This is a genomic window from Flavobacterium sp. (assembly GCF_043720215.1).
Classification (GTDB): domain Bacteria; phylum Bacteroidota; class Bacteroidia; order Flavobacteriales; family Flavobacteriaceae; genus Flavobacterium.
Window position 1 is genome coordinate 1 of record NZ_JAYSSZ010000126.1, and the last position, 11848, is coordinate 11848.

At 32.4% G+C, this 11848-nt stretch carries 12 protein-coding genes and 1 pseudogene; 5 read left to right on the forward strand and 8 right to left on the reverse strand.

Going from position 1 to position 11848, the window contains the following annotated elements; genetic code table 11:
• Positions 1–112 precede the first annotated feature (112 nt).
• Entirely contained in the window at positions 113–895 is a 783-nt protein-coding gene (locus ACHZC3_RS06000; RefSeq protein WP_394758971.1) for a GLPGLI family protein, read from the reverse strand.
• 110 nt (positions 896–1005) lie between these two features.
• A complete protein-coding gene (locus ACHZC3_RS06005; RefSeq protein ID WP_394758972.1) occupies positions 1006–1233 on the reverse strand; it encodes a hypothetical protein in 228 nt (75 codons plus the stop codon).
• A 138-nt stretch (positions 1234–1371) separates the two neighbouring features.
• Between ACHZC3_RS06005 and ACHZC3_RS06010 the strand changes: the two genes are divergently transcribed.
• Entirely contained in the window at positions 1372–1722 is a 351-nt protein-coding gene (locus ACHZC3_RS06010; RefSeq protein ID WP_394758973.1) for a helix-turn-helix domain-containing protein, read from the forward strand.
• Positions 1723–1870: 148 nt separating this feature from the next.
• Here ACHZC3_RS06010 and ACHZC3_RS06015 read toward each other — a convergent pair whose 3' ends face one another.
• The 6 genes from ACHZC3_RS06015 to ACHZC3_RS06040 all read right to left on the reverse strand — a co-directional run bounded on the left by ACHZC3_RS06015 (position 1871) and on the right by ACHZC3_RS06040 (position 9042).
• Positions 1871–4483: a T9SS-dependent M36 family metallopeptidase gene (locus tag ACHZC3_RS06015; protein WP_394758974.1), complete on the reverse strand. Its 2613-nt coding sequence runs from the start codon at positions 4481–4483 to the stop codon at positions 1871–1873.
• A 95-nt stretch (positions 4484–4578) separates the two neighbouring features.
• Positions 4579–6009 (reverse strand): pyruvate kinase, encoded by a 1431-nt coding sequence (gene pyk, locus ACHZC3_RS06020; RefSeq protein ID WP_394758975.1) that lies wholly within the window; start codon positions 6007–6009, stop codon positions 4579–4581.
• A gap of 4 nt (positions 6010–6013) precedes the next feature.
• Positions 6014–6493: an IPExxxVDY family protein gene (locus ACHZC3_RS06025; RefSeq protein ID WP_394758976.1), complete on the reverse strand. Its 480-nt coding sequence runs from the start codon at positions 6491–6493 to the stop codon at positions 6014–6016.
• Positions 6494–6609: 116 nt separating this feature from the next.
• Entirely contained in the window at positions 6610–7350 is a 741-nt protein-coding gene (rnc, locus tag ACHZC3_RS06030) for a ribonuclease III (RefSeq protein ID WP_394758977.1), read from the reverse strand.
• A gap of 8 nt (positions 7351–7358) precedes the next feature.
• Positions 7359–8609 carry a beta-ketoacyl-ACP synthase II gene (fabF, locus tag ACHZC3_RS06035; RefSeq protein WP_394758978.1) on the reverse strand — a complete coding sequence of 417 codons (1251 nt, stop codon included), beginning with the start codon at positions 8607–8609 and terminating at the stop codon, positions 7359–7361.
• 196 nt (positions 8610–8805) lie between these two features.
• Positions 8806–9042, reverse strand: coding sequence for an acyl carrier protein (locus ACHZC3_RS06040; RefSeq protein ID WP_007137004.1), 237 nt, complete (start codon positions 9040–9042; stop codon positions 8806–8808).
• Between the two features lie 175 nt (positions 9043–9217).
• On the opposite strand from ACHZC3_RS06040, the gene ACHZC3_RS06045 reads away from it, so the two are divergent.
• The 4 genes and pseudogenes from ACHZC3_RS06045 to ACHZC3_RS06060 form a co-directional block, all read left to right on the forward strand.
• Positions 9218–9787, forward strand: a complete 570-nt coding sequence (locus ACHZC3_RS06045; RefSeq protein WP_394758979.1) for a phosphoribosylglycinamide formyltransferase — start codon at positions 9218–9220, stop codon at positions 9785–9787.
• A gap of 2 nt (positions 9788–9789) precedes the next feature.
• A complete protein-coding gene (rnhA, locus tag ACHZC3_RS06050) occupies positions 9790–10269 on the forward strand; it encodes a ribonuclease HI (RefSeq protein WP_394758980.1) in 480 nt (159 codons plus the stop codon).
• 76 nt (positions 10270–10345) lie between these two features.
• Positions 10346–11269, forward strand: coding sequence for a PfkB family carbohydrate kinase (locus ACHZC3_RS06055; protein ID WP_394758981.1), 924 nt, complete (start codon positions 10346–10348; stop codon positions 11267–11269).
• Positions 11270–11335: 66 nt separating this feature from the next.
• A pseudogene (locus ACHZC3_RS06060) lies at positions 11336–11848 on the forward strand (amidophosphoribosyltransferase); the annotation flags it as partial.

An 11848-nucleotide genomic window follows, 5' to 3' on the forward strand; every position in this document is an offset into this window, starting at 1 on the left:
GAAGCACTTACAATGCCTTTGTTTAATTTATCTTTTACAAAACCTGAAATATTTTTTTGTTGGCTAAAAACAGTTGTTTGAATTATAAATAATAAAAAAACTTTTTTTAGCATTATTCAGTAAATTCTTTAAAAATTTCTTGTTTTGTGTTTTTTATCATTTTTATTCCCAAAAGTATTCCTTTTTCGTAAGCGGATAATAAATTCTCGTCACACCATTCAAAATACTCCTTCATATTTAACCATTTTTTGCCTTTTTCTAAAATAACTTTAGATATAGGTGATGGGTTTTGTGATGGATATTCTATTTTTTTCATGCAAAAATAAAAATTCTCATTCTTGTCATAAGCTTCAATAATAAGTCCTGGCAACCCTTGTAGTTTCCATGGGCCAAAAGGAATAGGAATTTCATTAGTATACCAAGCGGTATATTCACGACCTCTCAAAAGACCTATCGCTTTGTAACATTCAAAATCACCTATTTTTTTTCTTTCACTAATCAATTTCCAATTAATGTTTACTTTTTTCTCTTTTACATAGGCAAATACTTTCCATCTTGAACTACTCCAAACACTATCTCTTTTCAGATCAGTATAAACCTGAAAACCAAACTTGTAAGTTGGATCTCCATTATTTATGTATATAGATGAATTATCATCATTCTCATAGATTTGCTTCGATTCTGTTTTCATCAATGAGACTAAAGAATCCTTTTTAGTTACATAACTCGATTCTGTTTTATTAAAAACAAGACAAGACAATACTTCAGGCCCTCTTTTTTTACCCAATAAAGGACTTTCAATTTGGCTATAAAATACAACTCCTTTGTCGATGTTATTTTGTGCAAAACAAAATGATGTAATTAAAATGATGAGTAAGAAACTAAATTTATTCATAATAATAGTAAATATCGGATATTTAATCCATTTTAGAGATAGACTAAAAATATTTAAAGAAACATTTTTAGTCTATAAATTATAATTTGCAGTAAATAAAAATTAAGATTTTAGCCATTTATTGATATTACTCCTCCACCACAATAACGGCTTGCAATTGCAACTGCTTCAGCAGCACTACCAGCTTGAAAACTAATTGTCACACCGTCACAACTTATACTACATTCCATTACTTTGAAAACCTTTTTCGTTTCTAATTTTTTTGTAACTACTTTCCCCGAGTTTGCAAAAGTTGTTGCCCCTACAGATAGGAACAAAACTAATAATAATTTTTTCATTTGTTTTAATTTTTATTGATTAATAAATATTTCAGCAAAATTCATTCTAATACAAACATTTAACAATCGGAAATAAAAAATAATTTATCGGTTAAACCGATAATTAAAAAAATACATTATTTTAGCAAGAAAAAAAACATGTCGTTAGGTAACAAATTATATGATTTAAGAACCAAGAAAAATCTAAAACAAGATCAGGTTGCTTATGATTTAGATATCGTGCAAAGTACTTATTGTGATTGGGAAAAAAACGTTACTACACCAAAACGTGAAAACTTATATAAGTTAGCAACTTATTTTAATGTTGATGTAAAAGAACTTGAAGAGGATATTTATAAAATAAAAATTAGCAATAAGAAAAACGCAATTGCACTTGTAAATAGTCCAAATACAAAAATAAATTCAACAGAGGCAATTTTGAAAATCGCAGATAGTTTAGAAAAACTAACTTTACTTGTTGAAAAGTTAATAGAAAATAAACTAACCTAATAACGGCTTGCGTTTATTATTAACTTTCGAAAATGTAAAAAATATTAAAAAGGCGCTAGAATTGATGGAGATGGTTTAACAAGGAAAGCACATCTTTAAATGAAACACCCCAAAAAAGTTAGATACTATTTTGGGGTGTTTTTAAATTTTAGTTTAAGATAATTTTCTTAATATAGTTTACATCGTCGCCATTAATTTTAATCACGTACATTCCTTTTTGTAAGTGATTTAAGTTTAAAGTTTTTTCTGTATTAAAATCGGTATCGTTAGTTGTGTAAACCACTCGACCGTTTATATCAATTACTTGTAAATTTAATTTTCCAGAAAATTTATTTATTTTAATGGTTACTAAACCGTTTGATGGATTTGGATAAATAGATATCATATCTTCATTCTCAAAATAATTAATTCCCAGTGTACAGTTTGGTCCTGGAGCTGGTTCGGTAAAGTCTTCCATTTGGTCCGTTGTATCAACTGATGATCCTGATGAAGCACCTGTTCCCATACCTCTAGCGGCAAATACTTTCCAAATCATACAATAATTTTGACCTCCAGTAGTAGCTTGATCAGCAGCAATTAATGCATCACGTCCACTAATATAAGTTGGATTACAACCATCAATTTTTATAGCATCTAAAACTAATCTCATTACCTTATTATTTCCGCCGTTTCCGTTATATACATCAGCACTATATCCATATTTCTCGATATAAGCCCAAGTTAAATCCCATAAAATAGTACACCATACAGACCCGATTCCGTGAGGAGCAACTTGGGAGTTACTACTATCAAAGGTAAAAGGATTCTTGGTTCTATCAGTTGAATAAGGATAGGTTCTAATTCCTACGCCTGTTGTAGGTTGTTGTGTGGCAAATGTTCCAATTCCTTTAGATTCGGTACCATTGTCAGTAGCTTTAATTTGAAGCATTAGCCAAAACCAGTCAGACCAACCTTCACCCATTTGCTCATCACTTCCACCCAAGCAATTTCCACTTAATCGGCTAGAAATCCCGTGTCCGTATTCGTGCGCAACAATCCCATTGTCAAAATCTCCGTCGGAGTTTACAAAAGTACCAGCAGGAGCTGTTAAATTACCATTTACCGTAACAGTTCCGTTTGCCATGGCAGTTATAATAGCCTCTCCATTTGCTTGACTTATACTAACTACTGGTATCGTAATTGTTGCATCTGCCCCTGACATTCCTGGCGCTCCACCCGCTACATTATTGACAATTATAACAGCTACAGCACCTGCATTTTGTGCTGCTTTGGCTTTAAGAGCAAAAGTACACGTCCCCCTTCTAATCACTGCTATGTTTCCATTTAATGCTGCTGCATTTGTGGCAGCTGTACAAGCATCTGAATTATCAGGTGTTCCATCATTATAGAGTACTAAATTGCGGGTTAATCCTGGTGAAACTGGGACAGCAATATGACCTGGCGAAAAGCCATTATCAGTAATACTATATGCTCCCGCAATAGATGCTGGTGAATTTATAGTTAAAGTTGGAGCCGGACCATTAGTCCATAAAAACATTTGCATTCTCGGCTGACTTCCATCGTTTGGAGTAGCAAAATTTGCGTTGTTTGTTCCACTTCCATCTTGTGCTTCAGCAATTACCGAGTCGTTACCAGCACCACCTCTACCATAATTATTTTGTTGAAAATTTTTGTTTGCTTCGTTAAAACCATACTGGTAATATACATCGTGCATGATATTATTCATATAGAATAAATTGGTTGTTGCTGCATTTGTGTAGGTAGATGCGGCAACACCTGTTCCGCCATAGGCATAGTCAAATGTTAAAGAAGCCGTACCGTCTGGACTTGCTCCTACACCATTATTCCCATTTGCATCTTCTTGAGCATATACATTATTCCCTCTAGTTATCGTATATTCAACCGCGTCATTTCCATTGATGTCATGCCATCCATAAGGAGAAGCTAATGCATTTCCTGAAGTAGAAATTAGTTGTCTAGATCCATGATTTGGGCTTTCGATATTTGATGGATAAACTCTGTAATTTCCAATCGCTGGAACTAGAGCTGTGGTTGTAGGATTTAATTTTTCGTTAAAAAAATATTTGTTAAACGAGTTTGAATTGTCTTTATTATGTGAATGATTTGTATGATTTTCAAAAGAACATGATATTACTAAATCATGTTTCTGTAATATTTTCCCATCAACAGCATCTACTACAACGTTCCAAAGACTTTTGGTGTCTTGTGTATAAAATTCAAAATTCCAACCTAATCTCAAGGTATTCATTTTTGTATAAAAATAGACTAATTGTGCTTTAATTGGATCTTGGTTTAAAACTCCATTTGTTAATTTATATTTGAAACCGTTTGATTCGATTAAGGTTACATCTCTAACTTGCGGTGCATTTAATTTTGAAAGAACCAAAGTAAAGGCTTCTGTGATTTGAAGAGTTGGAGTTACAATATTTACTTTACTAGAAATGTTTCTGTAAAAATCTTCTCCTCCAGCATAAACTTCTTCGTTTTTCATTAAAAAATTGGAGTCTGAATTAATTATTTCGATTCCATTTACTCTTTGTTTAACGTGATAGTTATTGATTTTGGTAAACTCGGAACTAAATTCATTAACAATAACAAGATCGTTGACATCGTTATTGGTTAATCTTAATGTTTCAATTTTGTCTTTGTTTGTAAGATATTTTTTTATTTTGTCTAATGGATTTTGTGAGAATCCAGTTATAGAAAACAAGAATAATATTAGATAAATAATTTTTTTCATCATATTTAGTTTTTTAGTTTTTGTAAATATAGTGTTTTTATAAAAATCTATAAATAATTCGTCTTGTTTTTTAAAAATGAGACAATTTTTAAAATTTAATCTATTTCAGACACCCTCAAGGTGTTTACCATTCCTTTGTCAGTTATAGGCATAGCTGCAAGATTAATTAAAAAATCTCCCTTCTCTACAAAACCTTTTTGGCGGGCAATTTCATTTACATCGGTAACGGTATCATCTGTACTTACAAATTTGTCGTAATAAAATGATTTTACACCCCAAATTAAATTAAGTTGTGTAAGAATCCTTTTATTTGATGTAAATACTAAAATATGGGCCGATGGTCTCCAAGCAGAAATCTGAAAAGCTGTATATCCACTATTGGTTAAGGTACAAATTGCTTTTGCTTTAATCACATTTGCCATTGTTGCAGCGTGATGACAAATTGTTTTGGTAATAAAACGATTGGTACGAATTTGTGGTGTGTTTTGTGGAACTTGAATAAGCGGAGAATCTTCTACGGCTTCAATAATTTGAGTCATTTGTTCAATAACTTGTACTGGATAATTACCAACTGATGTCTCACCAGAAAGCATTACAGCATCAGCTCCATCCATAACAGAATTTGCTACATCATTAACCTCAGCACGAGTTGGCGTTAGACTTGTAATCATGGTTTCCATCATTTGTGTAGCAACAATTACAGGTATACGAGCTGTTTTTGCTCTGTGAATTAATTTTTTCTGGATAAGTGGCACTTCGTGAGCTGGAACCTCAACACCTAAATCACCACGAGCTACCATCAAGCCATCACAATGGGCTACAATTTTATCAATATTGGCTACACCTTCTGGTTTCTCTATTTTGGCAATGATTGGAATTTTATGATCCGAATGTTTAGCAATTAGTTGTTGTAATTCTATTAAATCTTCTGCAGTTCTTACAAAAGAAAGCGCTATCCAATCAACTTTTTGCTCGATTGCAAAGATGGCATCTTTTATGTCTTTTTTGGTTAATGCGGGAAGTGAAACCTTAGTATTAGGAAGATTTACTCCTTTTTTAGATTTTAATGGTCCGCCTTGAATTACTCTACAAATTACCTCTGTTTTTCTATTGGTTTCAATGGCTTCAAACATTAGTTTTCCGTCATCGAGCAAGATTTTTTCGCCTGGATTTACATCTTTTGGAAATTCCTTATAGTTCATATAAACTCGGTCAGCTGTTCCCGGAACATCTTCAGCTGTTTGAAAAGTAATAATATCTCCAGGATTTACAACCACATCTTCTTTCATCACACCAACACGAAGTTTTGGTCCTTGTAAGTCGCCAAGAATAGCTGTTGTGTAGCCAAACTCTTCATTTAATCCTCGTATTATATCTATTTTAGCTTTTACGTCGTCGTAATCTGCATGCGAAAAATTAATTCTGAAGACATTTACTCCAGCAATAATCATATCGTTTAATACTTCTTTTGTACTACAGGCTGGTCCAAGTGTAGCTACAATTTTAGTTTTTTTGTTTGTTGGCATTTTTTTAAAAAATTAAATTGTTTTTTGATTTCATTTCAGTTGCATTTACTTCATAAACAGCACTTATGGAATCAATTTTATTTATTTTATTTATGATATCTTTTACTATAAATTGTGGGTCATGTTCGATTTTTAGGAAATAATCTACTTTTTTTAATTCCGAAACTAAGGAAATTCGTCTTGTAAAATTTTTATTTTCAAATAAATTAGCTTGCAAGTCCTGAACAGGTAAATCTATTTTTTGTTTGTTTTGAATTAAATCCCAAACCATCATTTTTTCTTCATCTTCGAAAGTAAACCGTGAAAAATAAGTGACTTTTTCCTGAATTTCTATAGGAATTTCTTTTTCGTTTTTACTAAGCGAAATTATTAGTTTTTGGTTTAATTTAAAAGCTAATTTATAATCTTCTTGCGATGTGTGAATTGCAATTAAATTATAATCGACTTGATCAAAATCTTCAAGATGTAATTTATGAATTGCCATATAAAGACTAAAAGATAAGCTGTAAAGATAATATTTCTATTGGTTATAAACTGCTTAACAAAATTAGGTTTTTGTTAAATTATTAATGATGCCGTTATAGTTTTATAAAAAAGTGATTATTTAGCATCTATTTTTGTCTGAAAAGCAAAATACGCTCTTTTAGACGCTATTTCTTCTGCTTTCTTTTTAGATGTTGCCCTAGCTTTGCCAATAACTTTTCCATCGATACTAAATTTTACTCCAAAATATTTCAACTTGCCCGCATCATCATCTTCATAAATATCGTAGTGAAATTGTTTTTTCTCTTTCTGACACCATTCAATCAGTAAACTTTTGTAGCTAATGACTTTTCCTTCTAATTTGTCAATATCTACATAAGGTTTGATGACTTTTTTGTGGATGAATTTTTCGCAGTACGTAAAACCTCGATCAAGGTAAATTGCTCCTATAAATGCTTCAAAAAGATTCCCGTGTATGTTTTCTCCAAAATTTTGAATGGTTACTTTGCTTTCTAAAAACTGAATCAGATTAAGATCTTTTCCCAATTCGTTTAAGTGTTCACGGCTTACAATTTTAGACCTCATTTTAGTAAGGTATCCTTCGTCGCCAGTAGGAACCATGTTAAATAAATGAGCAGCAATAACACTACCCAACATAGCGTCGCCCATAAACTCTAGGCGTTCATAGTTCATTGGGTTTCCTTTTTCGTCTAATTTATTCATCGAACGATGTGTAAATGCTTTGCGAAAATGAATAAGATTTGAAGGTTTAAACCCTAATATTTTTTCGAGTTTATCAAAAAAAAGCCCGTCCTCTGGAGAACGGGAATTTGAAAATATTTTTTTAATAAGACTCATGCGAGTAATTAAACTAATTTTTTGAATAAAACACACGCATTGTGACCACCAAAACCAAAAGTATTACTCATAGCCACTTTTACGTCTCTTTTTTGAGCTACGTTTAGTGTTAAGTTTAATTCTGGATTAATGTTTTCGTCGATGGTTGTGTGGTTTATTGTAGGAGGAACAATTCCGTGTTTGATAGATAATATAGAAGCAATAGCTTCGATAGCACCAGCAGCACCAAGCAAATGTCCAGTCATCGATTTTGTTGAATTGATATTAATATTTTTAGCATGTGCGCCAAAAACATGGCTTATCGCTTTCAATTCGGCAACATCGCCAAGTGGAGTTGAAGTTCCGTGCGTATTAATGTGATCTACTTCTTCAGGTTTCATACCTGCATCGCGAAGTGTATTATTCATAACTGCAATAACACCCAATCCTTCTGGATGAGGTGCGGTTAAGTGATACGCATCAGATGACATTCCGCCACCACCAACTTCACAATATATTTTTGCACCACGAGCTATTGCATGTTCATATTCTTCTAAAACTAATGCGCCTGCACCTTCACCAAGAACAAATCCGTCACGTGTAGCGTCAAATGGTCTTGAAGCAGTTTCTGGGCTGTCGTTTCTAGTAGATAATGCTTGCATTGAATTAAATCCACCCATTCCTGCAATAGTTACAGCGGCTTCTGATCCGCCAGAAATAATGATATCGCACATTCCTAATCGAATATAATTGAATGCATCGATTAATGCATTTGCAGAAGATGCACAAGCAGAAACAGTAGTATAGTTAGGACCCATAAATCCGTTTCTCATAGAAATATGAGCAGGAGCAATATCGGCAATCATTTTTGGAATAAAGAAAGGATTAAATCTTGGTGTTCCATCGCCTTTTGCATAACTTAGAACTTCTTCTTGAAAAGTTTCTAATCCGCCTATTCCAGCTCCCCAAATAACACCAACTCTATGTTTGTCTACATTGGTATCGGTTATTCCAGCATCTTTTATAGCTTCTTCACTCGCAGCAACAGCATATTGAGCAAATTTATCCATTCTTCTAGCTTCTTTACGATCCATAAAATCTTCTATATTGAAGTTTTTTATTTCACAAGCAAATTTAGTTTTGTGCTTTTCGGTGTCATAATAAGTAATAGGAGCTGCGCCGCTTTTTCCACTTATTAAAGCGTTCCAATATTCTTGAATATTGTTCCCAATAGGGGTTAATGCTCCTAATCCTGTTACTACTACTCGCTTTAATTGCATTGTTTAGTTGGTTTTGTTTAATATAAAAAAACCCAGCGTACTTTTAATAATTACTAAAAGAAACATTGGGTATTACATAAATATTTTTATGATTGTAATACAATCAGTGTTTTTACAAATCTACAAAAGATTTTGAAAGAACATTAAAAAAATAATAACATCTGTAAGATATTTCACTCACAGATGTTTTTTAGTATTATTTTTTAGCTTCTTCTATGTAAGAAATTGCTTGACCTACCGTAGCAATGTTTTCTGCTTGGTCGTCTGGAATTTGAATATCAAATTCTTTTTCGAACTCCATAATTAGCTCAACAGTGTCTAATGAATCAGCTCCTAAATCGTTTGTGAAGCTTGCTTCTGTTACAACTTCGTTTTCGTCAACGCCTAATTTGTCTACGATAATCGCTTTTACTCTTGATGCAATGTCTGACATAATCTTTAATTTTAAATTTTAATTTGTTGGCAAAAATAAAAAACTTTATCTTAAAACAACATTTTAGTTAATAAATCTGACTACGAATTTAAAAAAATAATTTCACAAAGACGTTTAAATTTAATTATTTATCATTTATTATTCTTTTTTTTGCGTAATATAAATCACAGTATAAATGAAAAAGATTGTAATATTTGCTTCTGGATCGGGTTCTAATGCCGAAAAAATTATATTACATTTTAAAAATAATTATCAAGGAAATGTAGTCGCAGTATTTACTAACAATCTACATGCCAAAGTTTTAGAAAAGGCGAGTCAGCTTCAGGTTTCAACTGAAACATTCAATAAAAACGAGCTTTCAGAAGGCACTGTTTTAAATAAAATAAACAAAATAAATCCAGATTTAATTGTTCTAGCAGGTTTTCTTTTAAAATTTCCTGAAGAAATTATTAAACAGTATCCAGATAAAATAATAAATATTCATCCTGCATTACTCCCAAAATATGGAGGAAAAGGAATGTATGGAATAAATGTTCATAAAGCAGTTTTAGAAAATAAAGAAATAGAAACAGGAATTACAATTCATTATGTGAATAAAAATTACGATGAAGGCGAATTTATTTTCCAGAAAAGTGTTTCAATAATAAATTGTAAAACCCCCGAAGAAATTGCCCAAAAAATTCATGCCCTAGAAATGGAATATTTTCCAAAAGAGATAGAAAAATTACTAATACCTAAAATCTAACATTGGAACACGAAGTACACATATACACAGATGGTGCCGCAAAAGGAAATCCTGGTCCAGGCGGATATGGTGTTGTTATGGAATTAGTTGGGACTAGTTTCAAAAAAGAATTTTACGAAGGATTTCGGCATACAACCAATAATAGAATGGAACTTTTGGCAGTTATTGTAGGTCTTGAAAAATTAAAAAATCCAAACATGAAAGTTTTAGTAGTTTCAGATTCTAAATATGTCGTAGATTCTGTTGAAAAAAAATGGGTTTTAGGTTGGGAGAAAAAAGGCTTTAAAGACCGGAAAAATTCAGATTTATGGAAACGTTTTCTAGTTATTCACAGAAAACACCAAGTCGATTTTAAGTGGATAAAAGGTCACAACAATCATCCGCAAAACGAACGATGCGATGAATTAGCCGTTTTTGCATCAAACCAAAAAACAGTTTCTATTGATGCTTTTTATGAAAAGGAAGAAGCCAAACTATTATGAAAACTTTACAACTTTCAATCATTGCAACTTTGTAACTTAAAAACTATCTTTGCACTTTAATTTGAAACTCAAAGAAATGAATAAATTATTAATTGTTGGAACTGTTGCTTTCGACGCTATTGAAACTCCTTTCGGAAAAACAGACAAGATATTAGGTGGTGCAGGAACATATATTGGACTTTCAGCTTCACATTTTAACTTGCAATCGGCAATAGTTTCTGTTGTAGGGGACGATTTTCCACAAGAATATTTAGATTTATTAACCTCTAGAAACATCGATATTTCAGGTCTTGAAGTAGTAAAAGGAGGAAAAACTTTCTTTTGGAGCGGAAAATATCATAATGATTTAAACTCTAGAGATACATTGGCTACCGAACTAAATGTCTTAGCTGATTTTCAACCTAAAGTTCCTCAAAATTTCAAAAATGCCGACGTTGTTATGCTTGGAAACTTGCACCCAATGGTACAAAGTAGCGTTTTAGATCAAATGGAAGAAAAGCCAAAACTAGTTGTACTTGATACAATGAATTTTTGGATGGATTGCGCACTAGAAGATTTACTAAACGTCATAAAACGTGTTGATGTTATTACTATAAATGACGAAGAAGCTCGCCAATTGTCTGGAGAATATTCTCTTGTAAAAGCTGCAGCGAAAATCCACACAATGGGACCTAAATATGTAGTGATTAAAAAAGGAGAACACGGCGCCTTAATTTTTCACAACAAAGAGGTTTTCTTCGCACCAGCATTGCCACTCGAAGAAGTATTCGATCCAACAGGAGCAGGAGATACTTTTGCAGGAGGTTTTGCAGGATTTATAACACAAAGCGAAAACGTTTCTTTCGAGAATATGAAAACCGCAATCATTCACGGATCAAATTTAGCGTCGTTCTGCGTTGAGAAGTTTGGAACCGAAAGAATGCTAAAATTAAATAAAGAAGAAGTTGTCGCGAGATTGAAACAATTCAAATCTCTAACACAATTTGATATAGTATTATAATAAAAACGCCTCGAAATTTCGGGGCGTTTTTGATTTAAAAAATAACTACAAAATTACAACAACCCAATGAGTGATGCAATAAAACATGAATGTGGAATAGCATTTTTAAGATTATTAAAACCGCTTGAGTTTTATAAAGAAAAATATGGCACTGCTTTTTACGGAATACAAAAAATGTATCTCCTGATGGAAAAACAGCACAATCGTGGTCAAGACGGAGCTGGTTTTGCAAGCATCAAACTAGATGTAGAACCAGGTGAAAGATATATAAGTAGGGTGCGTTCTAACGATGCTCAAGCAATACAAGATGTTTTTGCACAAATAAATGCGAGAGTAAACGAAGAAATGATTGCGCACCCAGAATATGCAGATAATGTCACACTCCAAAAAGCAAACATCCCTTATATTGGTGAATTGTTTTTAGGGCATGTTCGTTATGGAACTTTTGGGAAAAATAGTATTGAAAACGTTCATCCTTTTTTACGTCAAAATAATTGGATGCACAGAAATTTGCTATTAGCTGGAAACTTTAATATGACTAATGTCAAAGAACTTTTTAATAGTTTAGTAGAGTTAGGT

Coding starts and splice junctions, on each gene's coding strand:
- ACHZC3_RS06000 (WP_394758971.1), bottom strand. CDS start 895: ATGAATAAATTTAGTTTCTTACTCATCATTTTAATTACATCATTTTGT.
- ACHZC3_RS06005 (WP_394758972.1), bottom strand. CDS start 1,233: ATGAAAAAATTATTATTAGTTTTGTTCCTATCTGTAGGGGCAACAACT.
- ACHZC3_RS06010 (WP_394758973.1), top strand. CDS start 1,372: ATGTCGTTAGGTAACAAATTATATGATTTAAGAACCAAGAAAAATCTA.
- ACHZC3_RS06015 (WP_394758974.1), bottom strand. CDS start 4,483: ATGAAAAAAATTATTTATCTAATATTATTCTTGTTTTCTATAACTGGA.
- pyk (WP_394758975.1), bottom strand. CDS start 6,009: ATGCCAACAAACAAAAAAACTAAAATTGTAGCTACACTTGGACCAGCC.
- ACHZC3_RS06025 (WP_394758976.1), bottom strand. CDS start 6,493: ATGGCAATTCATAAATTACATCTTGAAGATTTTGATCAAGTCGATTAT.
- rnc (WP_394758977.1), bottom strand. CDS start 7,350: ATGAGTCTTATTAAAAAAATATTTTCAAATTCCCGTTCTCCAGAGGAC.
- fabF (WP_394758978.1), bottom strand. CDS start 8,609: ATGCAATTAAAGCGAGTAGTAGTAACAGGATTAGGAGCATTAACCCCT.
- ACHZC3_RS06040 (WP_007137004.1), bottom strand. CDS start 9,042: ATGTCAGACATTGCATCAAGAGTAAAAGCGATTATCGTAGACAAATTA.
- ACHZC3_RS06045 (WP_394758979.1), top strand. CDS start 9,218: ATGAAAAAGATTGTAATATTTGCTTCTGGATCGGGTTCTAATGCCGAA.
- ACHZC3_RS06055 (WP_394758981.1), top strand. CDS start 10,346: ATGAATAAATTATTAATTGTTGGAACTGTTGCTTTCGACGCTATTGAA.